Origin of the sequence: Bifidobacterium sp. MSK.17.10 (assembly GCF_019129655.1) — a bacterium.
Lineage (GTDB): Bacteria > Actinomycetota > Actinomycetes > Actinomycetales > Bifidobacteriaceae > Bifidobacterium > Bifidobacterium adolescentis.
The window spans coordinates 47,429-70,802 of record NZ_JAHOJD010000003.1; the positions used below are offsets into that span (position 1 = coordinate 47,429).

The 23,374-nt window shown below is 60.4% G+C and carries 18 protein-coding genes; 9 read left to right on the forward strand and 9 right to left on the reverse strand.

Annotation, left to right across the window (positions count from 1 at the left end; all coding sequences use genetic code 11):
- Positions 1 to 73: 73 nt before the first annotated feature.
- Together KSX58_RS03020 and KSX58_RS03025 are read left to right on the forward strand one after the other, a co-directional pair.
- A complete protein-coding gene (locus KSX58_RS03020; protein WP_011742578.1) occupies positions 74 to 1,906 on the forward strand; it encodes a threonine/serine exporter ThrE family protein in 1,833 nt (610 codons plus the stop codon).
- A gap of 57 nt (positions 1,907 to 1,963) precedes the next feature.
- The gene (locus KSX58_RS03025; RefSeq protein ID WP_172620208.1) at positions 1,964 to 3,559 is read left to right on the forward strand and encodes a sodium/proline symporter; all 1,596 of its coding nucleotides are present in this window, start codon (positions 1,964 to 1,966) and stop codon (positions 3,557 to 3,559) included.
- Positions 3,560 to 3,868: 309 nt separating this feature from the next.
- Here the strand turns inward: KSX58_RS03025 and trpS are convergent, their stop codons facing one another.
- A complete protein-coding gene (trpS, locus tag KSX58_RS03030) occupies positions 3,869 to 4,969 on the reverse strand; it encodes a tryptophan--tRNA ligase (RefSeq protein WP_217735766.1) in 1,101 nt (366 codons plus the stop codon).
- A gap of 126 nt (positions 4,970 to 5,095) precedes the next feature.
- Between trpS and KSX58_RS03035 the strand changes: the two genes are divergently transcribed.
- Positions 5,096 to 5,467 carry a DUF3073 domain-containing protein gene (locus KSX58_RS03035; RefSeq protein ID WP_011742581.1) on the forward strand — a complete coding sequence of 124 codons (372 nt, stop codon included), beginning with the start codon at positions 5,096 to 5,098 and terminating at the stop codon, positions 5,465 to 5,467.
- A 135-nt stretch (positions 5,468 to 5,602) separates the two neighbouring features.
- On the opposite strand, the gene KSX58_RS03040 is transcribed toward KSX58_RS03035, so the two are convergent.
- Complete coding sequence (locus tag KSX58_RS03040) at positions 5,603 to 6,040, reverse strand: sterol carrier family protein (RefSeq protein WP_011742582.1); 438 nt, start codon at positions 6,038 to 6,040, stop codon at positions 5,603 to 5,605.
- A 328-nt stretch (positions 6,041 to 6,368) separates the two neighbouring features.
- Here KSX58_RS03040 and KSX58_RS03045 point away from each other — a divergent pair, with 328 nt between their 5' ends.
- A complete protein-coding gene (locus KSX58_RS03045) occupies positions 6,369 to 8,825 on the forward strand; it encodes a glycogen/starch/alpha-glucan phosphorylase (RefSeq protein WP_138296899.1) in 2,457 nt (818 codons plus the stop codon).
- A gap of 327 nt (positions 8,826 to 9,152) precedes the next feature.
- Here the strand turns inward: KSX58_RS03045 and KSX58_RS03050 are convergent, their stop codons facing one another.
- Complete coding sequence (locus tag KSX58_RS03050; protein WP_021913506.1) at positions 9,153 to 9,383, reverse strand: hypothetical protein; 231 nt, start codon at positions 9,381 to 9,383, stop codon at positions 9,153 to 9,155.
- A 140-nt stretch (positions 9,384 to 9,523) separates the two neighbouring features.
- Here KSX58_RS03050 and KSX58_RS03055 point away from each other — a divergent pair, with 140 nt between their 5' ends.
- Both KSX58_RS03055 and KSX58_RS03060 read left to right on the forward strand, forming a co-directional pair.
- On the forward strand, positions 9,524 to 10,312 hold the full coding sequence (locus tag KSX58_RS03055) for a rhomboid family intramembrane serine protease (RefSeq protein ID WP_003807241.1): 789 nt from the start codon (positions 9,524 to 9,526) through the stop codon (positions 10,310 to 10,312).
- Positions 10,313 to 10,721: 409 nt separating this feature from the next.
- Positions 10,722 to 11,996 (forward strand): class I SAM-dependent methyltransferase, encoded by a 1,275-nt coding sequence (locus tag KSX58_RS03060; RefSeq protein WP_217735767.1) that lies wholly within the window; start codon positions 10,722 to 10,724, stop codon positions 11,994 to 11,996.
- Between the two features lie 179 nt (positions 11,997 to 12,175).
- Here the strand turns inward: KSX58_RS03060 and crgA are convergent, their stop codons facing one another.
- A complete protein-coding gene (gene crgA / locus KSX58_RS03065) occupies positions 12,176 to 12,637 on the reverse strand; it encodes a cell division protein CrgA (RefSeq protein WP_021913503.1) in 462 nt (153 codons plus the stop codon).
- A 141-nt stretch (positions 12,638 to 12,778) separates the two neighbouring features.
- Between crgA and KSX58_RS03070 the strand changes: the two genes are divergently transcribed.
- The 3 genes from KSX58_RS03070 (at position 12,779) to KSX58_RS03080 (ending at position 15,385) form a co-directional block, all read left to right on the forward strand.
- Entirely contained in the window at positions 12,779 to 13,558 is a 780-nt protein-coding gene (locus KSX58_RS03070; RefSeq protein ID WP_011742588.1) for a DUF881 domain-containing protein, read from the forward strand.
- A 6-nt stretch (positions 13,559 to 13,564) separates the two neighbouring features.
- Positions 13,565 to 14,659 carry a class E sortase gene (locus KSX58_RS03075; protein WP_011742589.1) on the forward strand — a complete coding sequence of 365 codons (1,095 nt, stop codon included), beginning with the start codon at positions 13,565 to 13,567 and terminating at the stop codon, positions 14,657 to 14,659.
- Between the two features lie 81 nt (positions 14,660 to 14,740).
- Positions 14,741 to 15,385, forward strand: a complete 645-nt coding sequence (locus tag KSX58_RS03080) for an aminodeoxychorismate/anthranilate synthase component II (RefSeq protein WP_117779935.1) — start codon at positions 14,741 to 14,743, stop codon at positions 15,383 to 15,385.
- Between the two features lie 298 nt (positions 15,386 to 15,683).
- Here KSX58_RS03080 and pknB read toward each other — a convergent pair whose 3' ends face one another.
- From pknB to KSX58_RS03105, 5 genes are read right to left on the reverse strand one after another with little or no spacing between them, the layout of a single operon-like run.
- Positions 15,684 to 17,744, reverse strand: coding sequence for a Stk1 family PASTA domain-containing Ser/Thr kinase (gene pknB / locus KSX58_RS03085; protein WP_085380091.1), 2,061 nt, complete (start codon positions 17,742 to 17,744; stop codon positions 15,684 to 15,686).
- Positions 17,741 to 18,685, reverse strand: coding sequence for a serine/threonine-protein kinase (locus tag KSX58_RS03090; protein ID WP_003807258.1), 945 nt, complete (start codon positions 18,683 to 18,685; stop codon positions 17,741 to 17,743). Before KSX58_RS03090 ends, pknB begins: the two co-directional genes overlap by 4 nt.
- Positions 18,682 to 20,148: a penicillin-binding protein 2 gene (locus KSX58_RS03095; RefSeq protein ID WP_011742592.1), complete on the reverse strand. Its 1,467-nt coding sequence runs from the start codon at positions 20,146 to 20,148 to the stop codon at positions 18,682 to 18,684. The genes KSX58_RS03090 and KSX58_RS03095 overlap by 4 nt, the downstream gene beginning before the upstream one ends.
- Positions 20,141 to 21,760, reverse strand: a complete 1,620-nt coding sequence (locus tag KSX58_RS03100) for an FtsW/RodA/SpoVE family cell cycle protein (RefSeq protein WP_217752042.1) — start codon at positions 21,758 to 21,760, stop codon at positions 20,141 to 20,143. Before KSX58_RS03100 ends, KSX58_RS03095 begins: the two co-directional genes overlap by 8 nt.
- Complete coding sequence (locus tag KSX58_RS03105) at positions 21,757 to 23,370, reverse strand: PP2C family serine/threonine-protein phosphatase (RefSeq protein ID WP_055054930.1); 1,614 nt, start codon at positions 23,368 to 23,370, stop codon at positions 21,757 to 21,759. Before KSX58_RS03105 ends, KSX58_RS03100 begins: the two co-directional genes overlap by 4 nt.
- Positions 23,371 to 23,374: the final 4 nt, after the last annotated feature.

Genomic DNA, 23,374 nt, shown 5'->3' on the forward strand with positions numbered 1-23,374 from the left:
GGCGCGGCAAATCGACAGTTTGGTTACGGAAACGCCGGAATGGTTCGCATCGTGGACATTGAATGTCCGGAAAATGGGCATGTGGGAATGTTCGGAAAATATCCGACCAGCCCACACGTTAGACCTGAATAGTGTGAGCGCACTACATGAACATGATGAGAACACCGAACGCGTTGACAGCAGCGCGAAGGCGGTCAGCAAATTCCACACCCACTCCATTCCGCTCGATATGGAAGACATCGAACGCGATTGGGACAAGCCGGTAACCGAAGCCGGCATCGCGGCGAAAGCCAGCGTGATCGTCCGCGTCGGCATGCTTGACCTCGGCGCCGGAACAGGCAGCTTCCGCGTCCGCGAAATGATGCACCGCATCGCCTATCCATTGGGCGTGCACGTGCGCGCCGACGTGAACCTCACCGACATCGAAGCCTCCTGCACGGACGGCAAGGACCGCATCACCGAAGTCGTCGACCTGCCGACCACCGGCGTCAACACCGAGCGCATCTGGCTGCTCGAGCACTTCGCCGACTGGTTCAACGTCAACCTCGGCAAAGGCTCTATGTACCACAGCCAATCCGACGTTTCCGAAGGGCTGATGCAGCATCTCGACAAGCGCGACGCCTCGCAGGTGTCGGCCGAACTGTCCAAGCAGCTCAAGGAACGGCAGAAGGCCGAGCAGAACCAGGAAGGTTCCGACGATCCCGTGCTCGACGCGCTGGAAATGGTCACGGAACGCGCGCAGGAAGGCGATTCCACCGCACGTCCGCTGCACATGCGCGATATCGAGGCGGCGGCCGCGGCCGGACGTAGCAATGGCGATTCGGTCGCGGAAAAGCCGCGTAAGAACCGCAACTGCAAACCGCCGAAGGAATATGCCGAGCATTTCGACCATATCGGGAAAGCCGCGGGCGAATCGCAAGGCGTCACCGTACGGCAGGCGCACGAGCGACTCGACATGATCGAACGTCGCAAACCGCTGTATTCGCCGGCCTTCGCGGGACTCGCGTCCGCCTGCGCCTGCGCATCCTTCGTGTTTCTGCTCGGCGGCGGCCCGTACGACATGATCGGCGCGTTCGTCGGCGCCGGCCTCGGCCACTGGCTGCGTCGCCGCCTGTTCGCCCACCATCTCAACCAATTCTTCGTGACGTTCGTCTGCGTGGCCGTCGCCGCGCTGGCATGCACCGGCATGCTGCGACTGATTGGCCTGTTCGATCCGATCGCCTTGCAGCACGACACCGCGTATATCGGCGCGATGCTGTTCGTCATCCCCGGATTCCCGCTGATAACCGGCGGACTTGACATGGCGAAAATCGACTTCCCATCAGGCGTGCAACGACTCACCTACGTGCTGTGCATCATTCTGATGGCCACGTTGGCAGGCTGGATGGTCGCTTCGATCGTGCACCTGAATCCGCAAGGATTCGAGCCGCTTGGACTGAACCCCGTCATCAACTGCCTGCTGCGCATGCTGTTCGCGTTCATCGGTGTGTGGGGCTTCTCCGTGATGTTCAATTCGCCGCAGCGCATGTGCCTCGTCGCAGCCACCATCGGCGCCATCACCGATACCTTGCGATTGGAGATCGTCGACTTGGGCGTGCCCGCGGAAGCCGGCGCGTTCATCGGCGCGTTCCTTGCCGGCCTGCTCGCCTCCGCATGGCGTTCGGCGGTGCGCCACGGCCTGCTTGCTCCGCATTTGGGATATCCGCGCATCTGCCTGACGGTTCCGTCTATTGTGATCATGGTGCCCGGTTTGTATATGTACCAGGCCATGTTCCACCTCGGCCAGTTCGATACGCTGAACGCGCTCGATTGGGCGTTCCGTGCGTTCATGGTGATCATCTGCCTGCCGATCGGCCTGGCGATGGCACGAGTAGTGACCGATAAATCCTGGCGCTACGACATTTAATAACCTGCAGAAGGGTAAAAACACTTGGTAACCAAAGATTTCTGGGTGCTGCTGGCCATGGTCTTGTACTTCGCGGCCATGCTGACCATCGGCTTCGTCTACTCCAAGAGGTCCAATTCCTCCACCAAACAGTATTTCGCGGGTGGGCGTGGCGTCGGACCGTGGCTGACGGCATTGAGCGCGGAAGCCTCCGACATGAGCGGCTGGCTGCTTATGGGCCTGCCGGGCGTCGCCTACTTCACCGGCGCGGCCGACCCGATGTGGACGGCCATCGGTCTGGCGCTTGGTACTTACCTCAACTGGAAACTCGTCGCACGCCGTCTGCGCCGCTACTCCGTGGTGGCCGGCGACGCGATCACCATTCCCGACTTCTTCTCCAAGCGCTTCCATGACGATCGCAATATCGTATCCACCATCGCTGCGCTCATCATCCTCGTATTCTTCTGCGTGTACGTCGGCAGCTGCTTCGTGACCGTCGGCAAACTCTTCTCCACGCTGTTCGGCTGGGACTACCACCTGACCATGGTGATCGGCGCCGCCATCGTGTTCGCGTACACCATCATCGGCGGCTATCTGTCCGTGGTCGTGACCGACTTCATCCAGGGCCTGCTCATGTTCTTCGCGCTGGCCGTGGTGTTCATCGGCTCCGTGGCGTCCGCCGGCGGCATCGACAACACCGTCGCCTTCCTCAAGGGCATTCCGGGATTCCTCGACGGCACGCATGTGGCCACGCCGATCCTCAACGACGCCGGCGAGCAGATCGTCAAGGCCGGACAGGCCATGTTCGGCGCGCCCGCCGACTACGGCATCATCACCATCATCTCCATGCTCGCGTGGGGCCTGGGCTACTTCGGCATGCCGCAGGTGCTCGTGCGGTTCCTGTCCATCCGCAGTTCCGAGGAAATCAAGAAATCCCGCATCATTGCAACCACGTGGTGCGTGATCTCGCTGGCGTGCGGCGTGTGCATCGGCCTGGTCGGCCGTGCCATGATGCCGACGCAGTTCGCCACGCAGGCGGCCGCGGAGAACATCTTCATCGTGGTGTCGCAGGCGCTGCTGCCGAGCTTCATGTGCGGCATCGTCGTGTCCGGCATCTTCGCCGCGTCCATGAGCTCCTCGTCCTCGTACATGATCATCGGCGCCTCGGCCGTCGGCGAGAACATCTTCCGCGGACTGCTGCACCGCAAGGCCACCGACCGCCAGGTGATGATGGTGGCGCGCATCACGCTGCTCGTCATGTTCATCTTCGGCATCGTGGTGGCGTTCGACCAGAACTCCTCGATCTTCCAAGTGGTCTCGTACGCGTGGGCCGGCCTCGGCGCATCCTTCGGGCCGCTGATGCTCACCTCGCTGTACTGGAGGCGCACCAACAAGTACGGCGCGATCGCGGGCATGCTGTCCGGCACGGCCACCGTGCTCATCTGGCACAACCTCGTCAAGCCGCTCGGTGGCATCTTCGCCATCTACGAGCTGCTGCCGGCGTTCATCGTCTCGCTGCTGTTCATCGTGGTGGTCTCGCTGCTTACGCCCGCGCCAAGCGCGGAAGTGCTGCACGAATTCGACCACTATCTCGACGATCCGGACGACCGCCACGTGGACGACGACCTCGTGGCCGCCGAAATCGCCGCAGGGGAGAAGCGCTCGCAGATCTGAATCGCCCCGCGGTGGGTGTTGCACCTCCTGCAACGCCGAAGGTCGGCCTTTGGTGCCGTGTCGCTTGTTTATGGCAGATTCCGACAACAGGGAAATGTCAAGTGGCTTGTTTGTGGCACCTGATTCAGGAAACCCCGTGTATGTCCATTGGAATTCCGACGGACATACACGGGGTTTCCCGTTTTCCATGCCACAAATAAGCCACCTAGCAGAACGGTAGCCTCTGAATCTGCCATGAATAAGCGGATTGGCCGTGCTCCCGGAGGAACACGGCCAATCCGCTAACGCGTCAGGATGCCGATTGCAGACTTAGTAGCGCATGCCCATGGCGTCGCGCACCTGCTGCAGCGTCTCATTGGCGATTTCGTTCGCGCGCTTGTTGCCGTCATGCAGGATGTCGCGGATGGAATCCATATCCTTGGCCAATTCGGCGCGGCGCTCGCGGTGCGGGGCCAGGAACTCGTTCACGGATTCGATGACGTACTTCTTCAGCGCGCCAGCGCCGGAGTCGCCGATTTCCTCGGCGATGTCCTTCGGATCGCGGCCGGTCACCAGACCGGCGGTGGTCAGTAGCGCGGAGACCTGCGGGCGGGCAATCGGGTCGAAGGTGATGCGGCGCTCGGAATCGGTCGGGCTCTTCTTGATGAGCTTGGCGGTCTCCTCCGCGGTGGCGCCCAGCATGATGGAGTTGCCGTAGGACTTGCTCATCTTGCGGCCGTCAAGACCCGGAATCTCCGGCGCTTCGGACAGGATGGCGCTCGGCTCCGGGAACACCGGGTTCTTCTTCGCGTAGCGCTCGTTGAAGCGGCGTGCGATGGTGCGGGTGATTTCGACGTGCGGCAGGTTGTCCTTGCCGATCGGCACCACATTGGCCTTGCAGAACAGAATGTCGCATGCCTGATGCACCGGATAAGTCAGCAGCAGGCCGGTCAGCGCATGGCCGGAAGCTTCCATTTCCGACTTCACCGTAGGATTGCGATGCAGCTCGGCCTCAGTCACCAATGACAGGAACGGCAGCATCAGCTGGTTCTCCGCAGGAACGGCGGAATGCGTAAAAATCATGGTCTTTTCCGGATCGATGCCCGCAGCCATGTAGTCAAGTACCAAATTGAGCACATTGTCTTCGATATGCTCGGTCGTGTCACGATCGGTGATCACCTGATAATCGGCGATGATGATATTCGAATTCACGCCGCGGTTCTGCATGGCGACGCGCTCGCGAATCGAACCAAAATAATGGCCGAGATGCAGACGTCCGGTCGGACGGTCGCCGGTCAGCATGGTGAACTTGCCCGGATTCTGTTCGATTGCGGCGAGCGTTGCGTCGGAACGCTTCTTTGCGGCGAGGAAGCTCGCGCTCATTTCATTGCCGACAGCAGTGATCTGCTGCTCCTGGGTTTCGTCCGTCATACGTGTCCTTTTCTTAAGAAAATCAGCGATTTTATCGTAAAAGTCTGAGCCGACAACGAAATAATGCGCAATAAGTGGTACTCTCTTGTTTGATGAATTGATAGCACAGTAATTTCAGGGGGTCAGATGGGCCGCGGACGTCAGAAAGCCAAACAGCAGAAAATAGCCCGAAAGCTCAAGTACCTGACCACCGACACCGATTACGATGAGCTTGCCAAGGAGCTCGGTGCGCAGGAGCCCGGTTCTGGTTCCTTCGACCCGTTTGCCGATATCGAAGCCAAGTATTCTCACGATGTGGACGCCGAAGATGAGACCGTTGGGGACGGTCAAACGTCTTCCGATTCCGCCGATGACCTTGACGAATACGCCAAGTGGGCCGCGGAAGCCGCGGCGAAGGCCACGAGTGGCGAGTTTCCGGCGGCAAAGGCCGCGCCGAAGCCGCACAAGCCCATCCCGATGCCGGTGCCCAGCGCGCTGAAGCCGAAGAAGCAGGACTGACTGCACAGATTTTTTCAACGAATGGCTCGTGGTTTCAACCATGAGCCATTTTTTATTATTTCGATTGCGATTGTCGGGCGATTGTCGTGCTCGTCCCGCCAACCATCGCCGGTCGCGCCGCGCCGCGACCTATTCCTATGCCAGCGGCAGCAACCCGCTCAGATCGTCGCGTTCGCCGACGGCGGTGATGCGTCCGGCGTCCTTTTCCTCGCCCCAGCTGGTGATGCCGGTGGCGAGCCTCATCCACACGTCGGGGTCCAGTTCGATGACGTCCGGCGGCGTGAGATTGTGCGGATCGGACGCCGGCCCGTCGAGGATCTTGATGGCGCCCCACGGTGCCACGCGCACCTCCACGCCTTCGCCCGGCGCCTTCTTTTCCAGCAGGTATAGCGAGTAGCGCACCGCCATCGCCCACAGCTGGCGCGGCAGACGCGGCGAGAAGTTGAGCCGGAAATCGAAAGCGGCGTCGTCATCGGCCGGCAGCTGCTCGCTGAAAATGTTGTGCGCCGCGTCCTGCCACTGTTCGAAGGCGGCGCGTCCTTTGCCCAAGTCTTGTTCTCGTATGACAGCCATACCGGTATTGTGCAGCCCGCAAACGACTATGATGGAACTTTGCAAACGATGTAGTCGTAACTAAATAGGGGTTTGAGGGGCGATTTTCCTGCGATTGTGGTGCCCTCGCTTAATGGGCGCCATACGTTGCGTTGCAGTTTTTGCAATGTTTTTTGCAAACGAATGCCGGCTTACGATTGCTAGGAATTTCGTCTTTTTATGATTACGTAGTATGCTGTACATGAGAACGTATGCATGATGTTACTTAGTGTTCATGCGGCCGCAAATGCAAGGACGCTGGGGTAAGGCATAATGTTCCTGGAGAATATCCGTCAAAGGGAGTCAATCAATGACTGAAATTACCGCACCGAAGTCCGCGGTCACCGCGGAACAATTCGCTGACGAAATCCGTGAGCAGCTGAAGTACACCCAGGGCGTCACCGTCGAGCAGGCCAAGCCGGCTGATGTGTACGTCGCCGCGTCCGCCGCAGTGCGTCGCCATCTCGTGGATTCCTGGATGAAGACCCAGGCCGACATGGTCAACGGCAACACCAAGGCCGTGGGTTACCTGTCCGCCGAGTTCCTCATGGGCAAGCAGCTCGAGAACGCGCTGCTCAACGCCGGACTGACCGACCAGTTCAACAAGGCCGTCAAGGACCTCGGATTCTCCGCCCAGGAAATCATCGACGCCGAATACGAGCCGGGCCTGGGCAACGGTGGTCTGGGCCGTCTGGCCGCCTGCTTCATCGACTCCCTCGCCTCCCTTGGCGTGCCGGCGTTCGGTTACGGCATCCAGTACAAGTACGGCATCTTCAAGCAGGAATTCGACGAGAACGGCAAGCAGATCGAGACCCCGGATTACTGGCTGGCCAACGAAGAGCCGTGGGGCCACATCGATTACAACCGCGACCAGAAGGTCTCCTTCGGCGGCGAAGTCGTCGAAGAGAACGGCAAGAAGGTTTGGAAGCCGGCTTGGTCCGTGCGCGCCGTCCCGGTCGACTACATGGTTCCGGGCTACGCCTCCGGCCGTGTGAACACCCTGCGTCTGTGGACCGCCAAGAGCTACGACGAGTTCGATCTGCTCACCTTCAACAAGTCCGAGTATCTGGACGCCGTCAAGCCGCAGGTCGAGGCTGAGAACATCTCCAAGATCCTGTATCCGGAAGACTCCACCCCGCAGGGCAAGGCTCTGCGCCTCGAGCAGCAGTACTTCTTCGTGTCCGCCTCCATCCACGACGCCATCCGCGTCTTCTACCCGGGCCAGGACAAGCCGGATCTGACCACCTTCGCGGACAAGATCACCTTCCAGCTCAACGACACCCACCCGGTCATCGGCATTCCGGAGCTCATGCGCGTCCTCATGGACGAGTACGGCTACGATTGGGACACCGCTTGGAAGATCACCAACAAGACCTTCAACTACACCTGCCACACCCTGCTTCCGGAAGCCCTGGAAGTGTGGCCGTCCAAGCTCATCGGCGAACTGCTGCCGCGTCACCTCGAGATCATCGAGAGGATCAACGACCAGTTCGAGGCCGAGCTCAAGGCCAAGGGCGTTGACGAGGCCACCATCAAGGACATGGCCATCTACACCGGCGACTCCGTGCGCATGGCGTTCCTGGCCTCCTACGGCGGCTCCCACGTCAACGGCGTGGCCGAGCTGCATTCCCAGCTGCTCAAGGACGTCACCCTGAAGAACTTCTCCGACGTCTACCCGGACAAGTTCACCAACGTGACCAACGGCGTGACCCCTCGCCGCTTCATCAAGCTGGCCAACCCGCGTCTGTCCGACGTCATCACCGAGGGCCTCGGCACCGACAAGTGGCTGTCCGACCTCGAGCTGCTCAAGGGCCTCATCCCGCTGGCCGATGACGACGAGTTCGTCAAGAAGTTCGCCGCCGTCAAGCAGGCCAACAAGGTCGACTTCTCCAACTTCGCCAAGCGCAAGTACGGCTTCGACATCGACCCGAACACCATGATCAACACCATGGTCAAGCGTCTGCACGAGTACAAGCGCCAGGCCCTGAAGATCCTGTCCGTCATCGCCGACTACGCCGACATCAAGTCCGGCAAGGTCTCCGCCGACGACATCATGCCGCGCACCATCGTGTTCGGCGCTAAGGCCGCTCCAGGCTACTACCTGGCCAAGCAGACCATCCAGCTGATCAACAACGTCGCCCGCGTCATCAACAACGACCCGGACGTCAAGGGCAAGCTGAACGTCTACTTCCCGTGGAACTACAACATCGAGCTGGCCATGAACCTCATTCCGGCCACCGACCTCGACGAGCAGATCTCCCAGGCCGGCAAGGAAGCCTCCGGCACCGGCAACATGAAGTTCGCCCTCAACGGCGCTCTGACCGTCGGCACCCTCGATGGCGCCAACGTCGAGATCCGTGAGCGTGTGGGCGCCGAGAACTTCTTCCTGTTCGGCATGACCGAGCCGGAAGTCTCTGCGCTGTACGCCAAGGGCTACGACACCAAGGGTCTGTCCCGCGAGTACTACGAGAAGGACCCGCAGCTCAAGGCCGCCATCGATATGGTTGCCGACGGCACCTTCTCCGACGGCGACAAGGACACCTACAAGGACCTCGTCAACGATTGGCTGAACAAGGATTACTTCATGACGCTCGCCGACTTCCGCGCGTACATGGACATCCAGGCCCAGATCGAGGAAACCTACCGCGATCCGATGAAGTGGAGCCGCATGGCCGTGCTCAACGTGGCCAACTCCGGCTACTTCAGCTCCGACCGCTCCATCGAGGATTACCTCGAGCGCATCTGGCACACCGGTCCGCTCAAGTGATTATGGAGCGGTCATGAAACGTCGCCGGCATCGCCGACGCACGCATGATCGCTTCCGCTCCGTCCGTTTCGCAATGGGCGGATAAGTGATGACGACGAAGGCCCTTGGGATTTTCCAAGGGCCTTTTCGTATGTTTTTCGCATGTCCGATTGCGTATGCCGGTAGTGCCCGAACGTACGTGCCGAACGTACGTGGCAATACAGCGACAGTGCGACGGAAGGCCGCAAGTCAATCGCAATCGAAAAAGCAAAAGAAAAACCCTGTATCGCAAGATACAGGGCGAAGCAACAAACCCAACGCGGCATAGGTGTGCCGGGAAAGGCGAAATCAGGCGGCTTCCGGCTCAGCGGCAGGAGCGGCGGCAGTGGCGTCGGCCTCCGGCTCGGCGTCCTTGGTCAGGCCCAGGTCGACCGGCGAGGAGCTGTTCTCCCACGGTTCCTCCCACGGGTCATAGTCGGGATTCTGCTGCTTGTAGATGTACAGACCGACGACGCCAGCAAGCAAAGCTCCGAAGAGCAGTGCGAAGAACTTCCAACCGTTAGAAGACTTGTTCTCCATGACGGCTCCTTTCAAGGTTTCCAAACACTGGCTGACCTGCTCGTTCAAGCCAGCTCTGTTCCCTATCTTAATTCGTGGAATGTGTCGATTGGGTGGATTTACGCGCCGGAAAATACCGCATGTGCCGGTAGTGTTGAGCTATGGCATACCAACGATTCAGTCTGTTTCCCGATTCCCCATCGTTCAAGGATCTGTTCTCCGCCCGATCGCTGCGATACCGGTGGCGCAACGGCGACCCGGTCATCACCACCGCCATCATGGCGATCTGCATCGTGGTGTGGGCCATCGAAGCGGTTCTCTTCCTCGTCTGGCCCGAAGGCGGCAACGCGTTCGTGAACGCCGGCATGCTGCTGCCCGCCACGGCCGTCCGGCACCCGTGGACCTTCATCACCTCGATGTTCCTGCACCAGCCAACCTCGCTGTGGCACATCCTGTTCAACATGCTTACTTTGTGGTGCGTGGGACCCGTGCTGGAACGCATGATGGGGCATTGGCCGTACCTCGCGCTGTACGTGCTGTCCGGATTGGGCGGCGGTGCCGGACTGATGGTGTGGGCCGTGTGCTCGCCGTCGGGATGGATGACCGCCGCATATGGCGCGTCCGGCGCGCTGTTCGGCCTGTTCGCCGCGATTCTGGTGGTGTACAGGAGAATAGGCATCGATATTCGTTCGATGCTGATTTGGATGCTGATCAACTTCCTGATGCCGGTGATCACGCCGGGCATTGCATGGCAGGCGCATGTCGGCGGATTCATCGTCGGCGGCGTGCTTGCGTGGCTGCTGGTCACCGGCCTGCATGCGTTCCGCGGCAAAAGCCTGACGTGGCGCACCACGGTGTACGGCATCACGGTGTTCGTGGTGGTCGTGGCGATCATCGTGGGATGCAACGCCGGCAATCCGCTGATGCATATGTCACTTCTGTACCAGTAATGCGGGAACTACACACATGTAGTTTTCCACATCCGTGGATAACTCTGTGGATAAGTGAGGTCAAACCTGTGGGTAAGGCGGGGATAACGTGGTGGATTATCCACAAGGATATTCACAAAATGGCGGAACATAAGGAATTTCCTATGTGAAAATTGTGGATAACCGATATCCACACCCCACAAAAATGGGGAAAATCGCCGCCGATATTTCGTGGTGCGACGTTGACTCAGGCACAAAATATGGGCGTTATCCACATTCATCCACATTTGTCCACTTGTTATCCACAGGAAAGATAAGATGACGAAGGCAATCGACAAGGACGCAATACCGATGCGCCACGGACGCAGGATACGCGTGCGACGATATGCGTGCGACATGGCAGATACTTGCGAAGAAGGGGAGAGGAACCATGAGTGACGGACCACTGCTCAACGACGTGACGCGCGCCTTCGCCGAGGCGCATCGCAATGAAGACGTGCGTGACCTGGCGCTCAAAACCAAACGGACGGCGGACCTCGACCTGCCGGCCGCGCTCGACCAGATCGCGGGCTGGCAAATCGCCCGCAACAAACTGCCGCAATGGGCCGCCTGCGCGGATATCGTCTATCCCGCGCATATTTCCATGGAACAGTGCTCATCGCAGTTCACAGCGCAATACAAGGCCGAAATCGCCCGACGTCTGTTGCGATCTCTGCCGCAATCGGCGGGACAGACGGCCAACGACGCGACCATGACGGACCTGACAGGCGGATTCGGCGTCGATTTCTCATATCTCGCCCGCGGATTCGGTCACGCCACGTACGTGGAACGCCAATCGCATCTATGCGAACTGGCCGCGCACAATATGGCGGCGCTGGGCCTCACGCAAGCACAGGTGGTGTGCGGCGACGGCGTCGAATACCTACGTGCGATGGAGCCGGCGCAGCTGATCTACATCGACCCGGCTCGCCGCGACGAGCACGGCGCCCGCACCTACGCGATCGAGGACTGCACGCCCGACGTGCTGGCGCTGCGCGATCTGCTGCTGGCTAAGGCACGATATGTGATGATCAAACTGTCGCCGATGCTTGACTGGCGCAAGGCGGTCGACGATTTCGCGGGCACTGTGGCCGAAGTGCACATCGTCTCCACCGGCAACGAATGCAAGGAACTGCTTCTGGTGCTGGACGGCAAGGCTGCCGGGGCAACGTCCGATGTCGCAGCGGCAGACACGCGTGCGCCGCACGTGTACTGCGTGAACGACGATCAGCGACTCGACTACGATGCGGCCGCCTATACGCGCGGCCTGCGCATCGGGGACGCGCCGCTGCCGCACGAGCTGCGCTACCTGTACGAGCCGAACGCGTCGATCATGAAGGCCGGCTGCTTCGACGTGGTGGAAGCGCGATTCGGGGCGGTGCAGATCGGCCCGAGCAGCCACCTGTTCGTATCGGACGGGCCGGTCGATGGCTTTCCGGGGCGCGGTTTTGCGATCGAAACGATCGGCGGTATGGGTAAGAAGGAGCTGAAGCGATTGCTGTCCGGCTTGGACCGTGCCAACATCGCCGTGCGTAATTTCCCACTCACCGCGCCGCAATTGCGCAAGAAACTCAAGCTCGCCGACGGCGGCGACGCCTACCTGTTCGGCACCACCATGCAAGGCGGCGACCACGTGCTGATTCGGACGGCGAAAATCAGCAGATAATCGGCGGGTAAGCGGCGGCTGCCCACTCGACAGGAAACCGCTTTTCCTAAAGCTGAAGCGGGGCGATGCAGACGCGGTAAGTAAAGTGGTTGAAGCGGATAAAAGAGACGCCGGATCGCAATGGACCCGGCGTCTCTTACATAAGCTTCGATGGGATAGGCGAAACGGAGAAAACCGACTCAGCGCCACCACATGGTCATAATGAAACCGACCATGATGATTGCGAACGCGATGGCCAGGTTCCAAGCGCCGATGTGCGGAATCGGATAATCGGTGGTCAGGTAGTAGACCACGGCCCACACCAGACCGATGATCATCAGCGCGCAGAACAGCGGCACGAACCAGCGCGGGTTGGACTTGGTGCCCTTGATGCTTTCCTCCACACGGCGGGTGTTCTCCGCCTGACGGTTCATCATGCGTTGCATCTGCGGTGACAGCGAATCCTTATCAACGGTGGCGTTCAGCACCGCTTCGACACGGTCCATAGGAATATCGAGATCGTCATCGTCGGACTGGTCCTCGTCAACGGAAGTCTTGTCGACGACATCTTCGGTGGTTTCCTCGACGGCAGCGGTGTCGTCGGCGGACTGCAGATCCTTCTGGTCATCCGCGGTGGTTTCGTGCAGCTCTTCGTCAGCCATCAGCATAGTCTCCTTTAATAGGCTAAAAGTCATAATAGTGGGTAGACTCGAAAGCGGCGAACTCACGGCGTAAAACTGTTCAAAATCAGGACAATTGTTCAGTGAAACCCGGCGGATTCAGGCAGGTTTGGAAAGGCGCGTATGGCGAAGCATACCGGAAAGCACAGCGCGAAACGGTCGAAGGCGGCCGGCGTCGCGGCGTTCCTCGTGCTGCTGTTCTCCGGATTCCTGCTGTCCACCAACCTGCGCGTCAACCGTTCCGTGGTGGTGAGCAACGATACCGCCGAACTCGTGGAACAACGCGTGAAAAAAGTGAACTCGCTACGGTCCGAAATCGATGCGCTGAGCACCAGAGTCAACGATCTGAGCAAAACACTCGACAGCCAGAACGCCGACGGATCGCAAGACAGCGAAAGCGCCGGCAACGGCACCATGCTCCCCGCCGTGGAAGGCCCGGGACTGGTGGTGACGCTCGACGATTCGCCGCTATGGGAGAACATGGTCGACGCCAACGGATCCAGCGCCAACATCAACGATTACGTGGTGCACCAGCAGGACATCGAAGCCGTGGTCAACGCGCTGTGGGCGGGAGGCGCCGAATCCATGCAGATCATGGACCAGCGCGTATTGTTCAACTCCGCCGTACGCTGCTCCGGCAACGTGCTGCTGCTGCAAGGCAAGAAGTATTCGCCGCCGTTCAAAATCTCGGCGATCGGACCAGTGGAGGGCATGAGAAAAGCGCTCGACGATTCCGAGGAAGTGTCCATCTACAAGCAGTACGTGAGCGCGTTCGGCCTGGGATGGCAGGTCGACGAGAAAACGAAACTGCATTTCGACGCGACCGACGCGTTGCAGCAGCCGTTGCAGTATGCGAAAGCGCTCGAAAACGACAAGAACGGCGACTCGCAAGAGGGGAAATAACAATCGATGAAACATGTGGCAAGCCGTGGCGGACGCACCAAAAGCGCGCTGTGGACGATACTCGGCATCCTCGCCGAACTCATGCTGACCGCCGCCGCCATCTGCGCGCTGTACATCGCATGGCAGATGTGGTGGACGGGCGTGCAGTCGGAGCATAACCAGATCGAAACCCGCCAATCCGTATCCTGGTCCGATCCAGGAAAGTCCGGCAACGTCACCGTGGCGAAGGCACAGCAGGGTGACCCGCCTGTACAGCCGCAAAGCGCCACGGAAGGCGAACTCATCGCCCAAATCTACATACCGCGATTCGGCAGCCAATGGCAACGCAACCTGGTGGAAGGCACGGACCTGACACAGCTCAACAAGCACGGCCTCGGCCACTACACGGATTCGCAGATGCCCGGCCAGGTCGGCAACTTCGCCTTCGCCGGCCACCGCAACGGCTACGGGCAGCCGCTCGGCGACGTCGACAAACTGCAGGAAGGCGACCCGATCATCGTCCGCACGCAGGATTACTGGTACGTGTACCACTACACCAGCTACAAAATCGTGCTGCCAACACAGACCGAAGTGGTGGCGGCCAACCCCGAAAACCCCGGCGCAACACCGACCAAACGCATGCTGACCATGACCACCTGCGAACCGAAATACTCCACGCCGACGCACCGCTGGATCAGCTACGCCGAATTCTCCTACTGGGCGAAGGTCTCCGACGGCATCCCACAGGAACTGGCCTCCCAAAACGCCAACGGCACAGTCAAATTCGTCAACAACGAACAGTCGTCGTTCCTGTCGTCGATCGATACGCTGAAACCGTGGATCTTCGGCGCGCTCGCCGCATACGTGATCATATTTATTTCCGCCGCCGTCGCCTGGCGATGGCCGTATCTCGCCGACGTGCGCGCAGGAAGACGAAAGAAGGCCGATTTCAGCCTGTACGGCAGCCTGGTGCGACTGCAGCCGGGCGTGCTGCCGATCCGTCTGCTGCTGGTGCTGCTGCTGGTTTTCGCAGCGGCCGCATCGTGCTTCGAATGGCTGTTCCCGTGGGCCGCGTCGACTATTCCGATGTTGCAGGAGATGTCGAACTACACGGCCATCTAAAGGCTGCCGCTGCGTGAGACGCGGACGTTGCTGCGGCACGGAACGCACGTACACTGCTGTTCAAACGTTGATTGGAGCATGATGACCGATTCCGCACGCATTCTGGTGGTAGATAATTACGATTCGTTCGTCTATACGATCGTCGGCTATCTCAAGACGCTCGGCGCCACGGTGACCGTGGTGCGCAACGACGCGATCGACCCGTCCCAGCCGGGCGTGATCGACGAATACGACGGCGTGCTGATTTCTCCCGGCCCCGGCGCTCCGGCCGAATCCGGCGCCAGCGAGGACATGATCCGCCTGTGCGCGAAGCTCGACAAGCCGATGTTCGGCGTATGCCTCGGCATGCAGGCGCTCGCCGAAGTGTTCGGTGCCACCGTGAGCCACGCGCCGACCATCATGCATGGCAAAACCAGCCAGGTTGAGCATATCGACGATGAGATCTTCGACGGCGTGGCCAATCCGATGACCGCCACGCGCTACCATTCCCTGGCTGTCGAACCGGATTCCGTGCCGGACGAGCTGGTGGTGACCGCGTGGACGCAGGACGATCATATCGTGCAGGGCATCAAGCATCGCGACAAGCCGATGTATGCGGTGCAGTTCCATCCGGAATCCGTCATGACCCAGGACGGGTATCGGCTGTTGGCGAACTGGCTTAAGGTGTGTGGGCAGGAGTCGGCAGTGGAGAAGTCGATTGGATTGCAGCCTAAGGTGAGCGAGTAGTTTTCTTTTTTGAGCTTGCTGAATTGCGATTTTTTGCGATGAATGAGTGAGTGATGAAGAGTGGTGAGTGACGGCGATGGCTGTTGCTTGCTTTTGTTTGCTTGCGGTGCCGCTTTGCTTCCCGCAGGTCCTGTTCACGACACACTCAAGGCCGTTCGGCCAAGCTTACGGTCGTGAACAGGACCTGCGGGAAGCAAAGCTCCTTTGGCTTTATGGAGCTGCCTTCGGCTGCTTTTGTTTTTTGAGGGAAAGAGAAAGGGGAGGGAGCGGCTTTGAGCCGCTCCCTCCCCTGATTTTGTTAGTTGCCTTGTTGGTTGTTGCTGTTGTTGCCGTTACTTGTGTCGGTGCTGGGGGTGTCGCTGGATGACTTCTTGGTGGTCAGCGTGATGGTCGATCCGCTGTCGGCCTGGCTGCCGCCATTCGGAGACATCGACACGACGGTCGCATCGTCGTCCTGTGGCCCGTTGACGCTTACCTGGAATCCGGCGGCCTCCAAAATGCTCTTTGCTTCGGCAAGTGTGGAGTTGGCAACGAACGGCACGCTCACCTGCTGCTTGCCGGTGGACACCCAGATGGTCACGGCCGTTCCCGCCTCGACGGTGCTGCCGGAACCCGGATCGATGCGGGTGACTGCACCGGACTGCACCGAATCGGAATACTCGCTTTCGATGGTGATCTGCGTCAGACCAGCCTGCTTGAGCTGCGCGATGACCGAATCCTTGGCCTGGCCTACTAGACCATCCGGAATCTTGGTCATACCGGACGAAATATACAGCGTGATGATGGTGCCCTTGGTCTGCTTCGAATGCGCGGCCGGATTGGTGTTCACCACCTTGTCTTTCTCGATGGAGGCACTGTCCACGGTCATGACATTGCCGATCTTGAAGCCTGCCGCCTCAAGAATGCCCTTCGCTTCCTCCTGCGTCTTGCCGGACACGTCAGGCACGCTGACCGCCTGCGGGCCGGTGGAGAACCATACGGAGACGGTGGAGCCCTTCGCCACCTTCTTGCCGCCCTTCGGGTTCTGTTTGGTGATGGTGCCCTTCGGTTGGCTGGACGTGGAATCGTCACGGGCGTCAAGCTTCAGACCAAGGGCCTTAAGCTGTTCTTCCACACGCGCCTGGGAAATGTTCGACGTGTCGGTGAAGTCCGGCACGGACACCAGATCCGCAGTGTTCTTATGCCCGTTCAACGCGAAGAAAATACCGATGACGGCCAGCAAAACAACGATGCTGCCGATTACGGAAGCGATGATGATCTGCTTCTTCTTGCGCTCCTGCGCGGCCTTGGCACGCTGTTCCGCACGGGTCTTCGTTTCGACTCCGCCATTCGGATTCGGCACGGCCTCGAACTGGCCGGTGACCGGGTTGAACGCCTGCGTCGGCGCATCCGTCGCCGGCGCCATGGGCACGGTGGCGGCATCCATTTCGGCCTGCTTGCGGGCCTTCATGTTGGTCAGGTCGGTCAACGGGTTGAACGCGGCAGCCATCGGCACACCGCCGTTCATGAACGTCAGCAGATCGTTCTTGAACTCGGAAGCGGTGGCGTAACGGTTCTGCCGATCCTTGGCCATCGCCTTCGCGCAGATCGAATCCCACATCTTCGGCAGGCCCGGCACGATCGTGCTTGGGGGAGTGGCGACTTCCGACACATGCTGGTAGGCGATCGCCACCGCCGAATCACCGGTGAACGGCGGCCGGCCGGTGAGCATTTCGTACAGCACGCAGCCGGCGGAATACAGGTCGGAACGCATGTCGACGCTTTCGCCGCGCGCCTGCTCCGGAGACAGGTATTGCGCGGTGCCGACGACGCCCTGCGACTGCGTCATCGTGGCCGCGGAATCGTCGATCGCGCGGGCGATGCCGAAGTCCATGACCTTGACCACGCCCTGCTCGGAAATCATGATGTTGCCGGGCTTGATGTCGCGGTGGATGATGCCCATGCGGTGCGAGTATTCGAGCGCGTTGAGCACGCCCATCATCACCTGCTCGGCGTCGCGCTGGCTCAGCGCGCCATTCACCTTGAGGATGTCACGCAGGGTCTGACCCTTGACGTACTCCATCACCAGATACGGCAGATGCTCGATCTCGCCGGTTTCCGTGGTGACGGTTTCCTCGCCCGAATCGTAGATGTTCACGATGTTCGGGTTGTTCATCTGCGCGACGGAATGGGCTTCACGGCGGAAACGCTCAAGGAAGATGCTGTCAGTGGCGAAATCGGCGCGCATGATCTTGACGGCGACGGTACGCCCCAGACGCGTGTCGGTCGCCACATGCACTTCGGCCATGCCGCCACGGCCGACGAGTTGGCCGAGCTGATAACGGCCCCCGGCCAGAGAGGTAGGCATGTTGATGTTCATCCCTGTTCCTTCCAATCATTGCTCACGGAGATATGGGGTTTGCTGACCACACGTCGGGGAAGCCTTCCTCCCGAAGAGACGACCATCGTGTCGGCCAGCTGCGTCTGCTGGTCGAGCAGACGGCGTTCGATGCGGGACAGGGTGCGTGACACCACCAGCGCGTCCTTCGGACGGTCCAGCGGGTCCTTGGCCAACATCGACATGACGAATTCACGCAACTGCACATCGACGGTGTCGGGCAGCGGCGGAACCGGATTATTGACATGTGCTGCGGCGATGTCGACCGGTGTGGCGCCCGTGAACGGACGGTGTCCGCACAGGCCCTCATAGGCGACGACGCCAAGCGAATAGATATCGGATTGCGGCGTGGCATGCTTGCCCTGCGCCTGCTCCGGGGAAATGTACTGCGCGGTGCCCACGACCATGCCGTCCTGCGTGATCTGCTCCTGGTTGGTGGAGTAGGAGACGCCGAAGTCGGTGATCTTCACCTCGCCGGAATCGGACACCATGATGTTCGCCGGCTTCACGTCACGGTGAATCACGCCATGGGAATGCGCGACGAACAGGCCGCGTGCGGTCTGAATGAGAATCGGCAGCAGCTTGATCGGGTCCATCGGGCCGTTCTGCTCGTGGTACAGGTCTGCAAGCGACTTGCTCGGCACGTATTCCATGATGAGGAATCCGATGCCGTCATGCTCGTAATATTCGAACAGCGCAGCGATGTTCGGATGCGCAAGATTGGCGGAATTATGGGCTTCCGCGCGCAGACGAAGCAGTTTGGCCTCCTGGGTGACGCCCAAATCGCCACGTAGCGCCTTGATGGCCACCGGACGTCCAAGTTGGATGTCATAGCCTTTCCACACTTCACCCATACCACCTTGGGCCAGGCGGGAATCCAACCTGTAGCGTCGGTGGATGAGCTGTCCTTCAACCAGTTTCATTCTGCCAGCGCCTCCTGCATCATTGCTTTCATAATCGGTCCTGCCGCGAACGAGCCGTACAGGTCCACGTTATGCACCACGACCGCCACCGCGATCTTCGGATCGTCCGCCGGCGCGAATCCGATCACCCAGCCGTCGATGGACGTATTGCCGTTTCCAATCTGCGCGGTACCCGTCTTGACGGCCACCTGCACGCCGTTGATGGCCAGATTCGTGTTCTCCTTGGTGACCACGGCCTCCATCATCTGGGTGAGCTTGTTGGCCGTATCCGCACTGAACGCATGGGACATGACCGTGGGCTTGGTCTGCGAAATGACCGACAAGTCGGCGGAACGCACGCGGTCGACCAGCGTGGGCTGCATAAGCTTGCCATCATTGGCTATGGCGGCGGCCACCATAGCATTCTGCAACGGTGTCACCACGGTGTCTCCCTGGCCGATAGACGCCAATGCGAGCTTGTCGTCGTTGATGTCGGTGGGGAACTTCGACGTGACCGACACCCACGGGGTTCCGGTGTAATCGGAACCGTCCACGGTGATCGGGCTGTCAAAACCAAGTTTCTTGGCCATGGACGAGACGGCGTTGTCGCCCAACGACACGCCCAACTGGGCGAACGCGGTGTTCGACGAATATGCCAGCGCGTCCTCCATGGAGATCTTGCCGTCAGCGCCGTCGGCCTGCGGTACGGCGTTGGTCAGTTGCGTGACGGTGCCGGGAAGCGTGTAGCTTGCTCCTGCCGGAATCTGCGTATCCGGCTGGTATTGGCCGGTTTCCAAAGCCGCGGCGGCCACCACCGTTTTGAACGTGGACCCCGGAGGATACAGCTGCGAAGTGGCTCGGTTGAGCATCGGATTGGTGGCGTCTTGGGACAGCACGCCGTAGTTGCTGTTCGCCTGGCTCATGTCATGGCTGGCCAGCTGGTTCGGGTCGTAGCTGGGCGTGCTGACCATGGCGAGGATACGGCCGGTTTTCGGCTCGATGGCCACTGCGGCGCCATCCGTGCTGCCGAGGCTGTTGTATGCGGCCTGCTGAATCTTCGGATCGATGGACGTTTCGATATTGGCGCCCTTGTTCTCCTGCCCGGTGAACAGCGACTTGAACCGCTGCCAGAGCAGCTGCTCCGACTGGCCCGACAGCAGCGAGCTGCGGGACGCTTCGACGCCGCTCCAGCCACGCTGGCTGATGGAGAAGAATCCGGTGACCGGCGCATACAGTTCGCCGGCGGAATAGGAACGCTGGTACGAGAACGAATCGTTGGAAGGGTCGGATTTTGCGATGACCGATCCGTCCGCGGCGAGAATGGACCCGCGCGGTGCGCCGTATTCGTGGTACAGCGCGCGGACGTTACGTGCGTCGTTGGTGAGCTGGTTGGCTCGGATGGCCATGATGATGGTGGTGGACATGCCCAGAATGACGAACAAGGCCACCACGATGGTGAACAGCTGGCGGAGCGACTTATTCATGCGATGCTCCTTGCTGGTCGATCGTCGGCAGGACTCCGGTTATCGGAATCGTCGGATTGGATTGATCGGTCTGGCCGGCTTGGCTGGTGTGGCCGGCTTGGCTGGTGTGGCCGGCTTGGCTGGTTTGATTGGCGGGCACGGCATGACCTGCTTGTCCGGCTGCGCCCGCATGGCTTGCCCGCACGGCCGGGATGGCCGAAGCCTTCGCCGCACCTGAACGCGTATTGCCGGCGATTTCGGTACGACGGTTCCGCTCGCGTTCGCGCAACACCCTGACGGCTTCCTGCTGGAATGTGTCGCTGTCGATTTCGGATTCCGGCCTGTTCGCGGAATTGGAGATGACAATCAGCAGCGCGGCCAGCATGTAGTTTGCGATCAGCGACGAACCGCCGGCCGCTATGTAGGGAAGCGTCAGACCGGTCAGCGGAATGACCAGCGTGATACCGCCGACCACGGTGAACACCTGGAAGGCCATGGTGAACACCAAGCCGGACGCAAGCAGCTTGCCGAAGCCGTCCTTGATTTTCATCGCGGTGATCATGCCGGCTGCGATGATCAGCAGATACAGCATGAGAATGGCCATCAGGCCGGTCAATCCCAGCTCCTCGCCCAATGCCGCGTAAATGTAGTCGGAATTTGCGATCGGGGTGATCGACGGGTGGCCCTGACCGAGGCCGGTGCCCATCAGACCGCCGGAAGCCAAGCCGAAAATGCCGGTGACGAGCTGGTATGAGCCGCCGTATTCCTTGTTGTATTGAGCCGCGGAGAACGGGTGGAGCCAGGCGTCCACACGCGAGCCGACGTGGCTGAAGATGCTTGCCGCCGCCACCGCGCCGGCGGCGAAGGCGATGAATCCGATGACGATCCAGCTTTTACGCCCGGTGGCCACGTACAGCATGGACACGAACATGGCGAAGAACATCAGTGACGTGCCCAGATCATGCTGCAGGACCAGAACGCCCATGGAGACGATCCACACCACGATGATCGGTCCCATATCCTTGATGCGTGGCAGTTGGATGCCGAGAATCTTCTTTCCGCCGACGGCAAGCTGGTCGCGATGGTCGAACAGATACGAAGCGAAGAAGAACGCCAGGAACAGTTTGGCGAATTCGCTCGGCTGGAACGATCCCAAGCCGGGAATCTTCACCCAGATGCGTGCGCCGTACTGTTCGGAACCGACCACCGGCAGCATTGGCGACAGCAACAGCACGATGCCGATCACCATGCTGACGTACGAGAATCGCCGCAATACGCGGTAATCCCTCATGAACACCACCAGCAGGTTGGCAAACACCAGTGCGATCGCCAACCAAAGCAACTGTCGGAACGCCACTGTGGTTTTGGTGTCTTGGTCGAGGCGTGCGATCATCGTGACGCCGATGCCCGTCAATACCAGCACGCAGCACATGACCGATTGGTCGGCGTGCGGCTGGAATCGCAGCAGCAGACCCCAGGCGGTCAGGAACAGCGCGCTTACGAACGCGAGCATCCACACATAGTTTTGCGGGAAGCCGTTCGTGGTGCGTTCAAACATCTGGAAGAACGCCACCGCGCACAGCAGCATGCTGAACAGCAGCATGCCAAGCTGTCTCAAGCGTGTTGCGATCATGACTTGTCACCGCCCGACTTGTTGGTCTGCGCGGCCTGATCGGCGGTCTTTTTCGCCGCTTCCTCCTGCTGCTTCTGCTTGGCGGCTGCTTCGTCCTTCGCCTTCTGCTCGGCTTCGGCCTTCTCCTGCTGCTTCGCCTCTTGCTTGCGCTTCGCATCGTTCAGCTGCTTTTTGATCAGACGGGTATGGCTTTTCGCTTCGCCGTATGTGTCGAAGGAGATGCCCTGGTCAAGCTGTTCGCGCCAGCTTGGCGGCAGATCGCTGGTCTTCATATTGGTGTCGGTGACGGCATGTGACAGTTTGACACCGAAGATGCTCGTCGGCACGCCTTGGAAAATCGCCACTTTGCCGTTGTTGTCGCCGATGTAGTACTTGGTTTGGCTCCAACGGTAGGTGCCCACGCCCACGCCGGCAACGCCAAGCAGCACCAGAATGATGATGAGTATGGTGATGATGCGGTTGCGGAATTTGCGCGACCGTTTCGTCTTACGTTCCTCGATATGTTCGTTGCGAATCGCCTTGGCGACTTCCGGATCGTTCGGATCGGCGGAAATACGCCCGTTGCGCTTCTGCACAATCGGAATTTCCCCGGTATCGGTATTGACACGGTCGCCATTGTCTTCGCGGACCGACGACGGCTGCGCGACGCGCTGTTCCGGCTGTTTCGGCTCCTCGTTGGGATCCTTGCCGCTGCGCAGGGCCGCGGCGCGCGCCGCCGGCGACTGTTTGCCTTCGCGCAGAGGCGGGGCGGAAGCGACCGGTTCGTTGACGATGTCCGCGATGGTTTCCAAGCTTGCGCTGGCCGCGCCGCCGATCAGCGGCGTCTGATGCGGCAGGTCGAACGCGTCCGCGTCGAGCGCGAGCGTCGCGTCGGCGATCACCGCGGTGACGTTGTCGGTGCTGCCCGCACGCAACGCCATCGATACGAGCCGCTGCGCGCACTCCTCTTGATCGGCGCAGGTGGACAGCACTTCTTCAAGCGTGGAATCCTCCAGCACGCCGCACAGGCCGTCGGAGCACAGCAGCCAACGGTCGCTCGGATGCGCTTTGCGGATGGCGATGTCAGGGCGCGAATCGATGTCGAAATCGCCCAGCACGCGCATCACCACATTGCGTTGCGGATGGTTGCGCGCCTCGGCCTCGCTGATACGGCCGGTGTCGATGAGATGCTGCACGTAGCTGTGGTCGCTGGTCATGCGGACCAGATGGCCGTCGTGCAGCAGATACGCGCGGGAATCGCCGATATGCGCCAATACCCAGCAGCCGGCGACCAGCGCCACGGACGTGACGGTGGTGCCCATGCCGGCAAGACGACGCTCACGCTTGGCTTTGCCGACGATCGCGTCGTGCGCGGCCATGACGGAAGTCGCCATCATATGGGAGACGACCTGCACGTCGCCGTCAACATTGTCCTGTTCGATATGCGCCAGCGACCGGATGGCGATGGTGGAGGCGGTGTCGCCGCCGGCATGCCCGCCCATGCCGTCGCAGATGGCGATGAGATGCTCGCCGGCGAACGCGGAATCCTGGTTGTTGGAACGCACGGTGCCCACGTCGGAGACGACGGTGGAATACATGAACAATTGTTGCGAAGCGGTGGAAGTCGGCAAAAAC

Excerpts from the sequence above, each read along its gene's own strand:
- KSX58_RS03050 (WP_021913506.1), bottom strand. The coding sequence starts at position 9,383 with ATGGAGAACAAGTCTTCTAACGGTTGGAAGTTCTTCGCACTGCTCTTC.
- KSX58_RS03055 (WP_003807241.1), top strand. The coding sequence starts at position 9,524 with ATGGCATACCAACGATTCAGTCTGTTTCCCGATTCCCCATCGTTCAAG.
- KSX58_RS03035 (WP_011742581.1), top strand. The coding sequence starts at position 5,096 with ATGGGCCGCGGACGTCAGAAAGCCAAACAGCAGAAAATAGCCCGAAAG.
- KSX58_RS03060 (WP_217735767.1), top strand. The coding sequence starts at position 10,722 with ATGAGTGACGGACCACTGCTCAACGACGTGACGCGCGCCTTCGCCGAG.
- KSX58_RS03025 (WP_172620208.1), top strand. The coding sequence starts at position 1,964 with ATGGTCTTGTACTTCGCGGCCATGCTGACCATCGGCTTCGTCTACTCC.
- KSX58_RS03080 (WP_117779935.1), top strand. The coding sequence starts at position 14,741 with ATGACCGATTCCGCACGCATTCTGGTGGTAGATAATTACGATTCGTTC.
- KSX58_RS03095 (WP_011742592.1), bottom strand. The coding sequence starts at position 20,148 with ATGAATAAGTCGCTCCGCCAGCTGTTCACCATCGTGGTGGCCTTGTTC.
- KSX58_RS03100 (WP_217752042.1), bottom strand. The coding sequence starts at position 21,760 with ATGATCGCAACACGCTTGAGACAGCTTGGCATGCTGCTGTTCAGCATG.
- crgA (WP_021913503.1), bottom strand. The coding sequence starts at position 12,637 with ATGGCTGACGAAGAGCTGCACGAAACCACCGCGGATGACCAGAAGGAT.
- KSX58_RS03090 (WP_003807258.1), bottom strand. The coding sequence starts at position 18,685 with ATGAAACTGGTTGAAGGACAGCTCATCCACCGACGCTACAGGTTGGAT.
- trpS (WP_217735766.1), bottom strand. The coding sequence starts at position 4,969 with ATGACGGACGAAACCCAGGAGCAGCAGATCACTGCTGTCGGCAATGAA.
- KSX58_RS03075 (WP_011742589.1), top strand. The coding sequence starts at position 13,565 with ATGAAACATGTGGCAAGCCGTGGCGGACGCACCAAAAGCGCGCTGTGG.
- KSX58_RS03040 (WP_011742582.1), bottom strand. The coding sequence starts at position 6,040 with ATGGCTGTCATACGAGAACAAGACTTGGGCAAAGGACGCGCCGCCTTC.
- KSX58_RS03020 (WP_011742578.1), top strand. The coding sequence starts at position 74 with ATGGGCATGTGGGAATGTTCGGAAAATATCCGACCAGCCCACACGTTA.
- pknB (WP_085380091.1), bottom strand. The coding sequence starts at position 17,744 with ATGAACATCAACATGCCTACCTCTCTGGCCGGGGGCCGTTATCAGCTC.
- KSX58_RS03045 (WP_138296899.1), top strand. The coding sequence starts at position 6,369 with ATGACTGAAATTACCGCACCGAAGTCCGCGGTCACCGCGGAACAATTC.
- KSX58_RS03070 (WP_011742588.1), top strand. The coding sequence starts at position 12,779 with ATGGCGAAGCATACCGGAAAGCACAGCGCGAAACGGTCGAAGGCGGCC.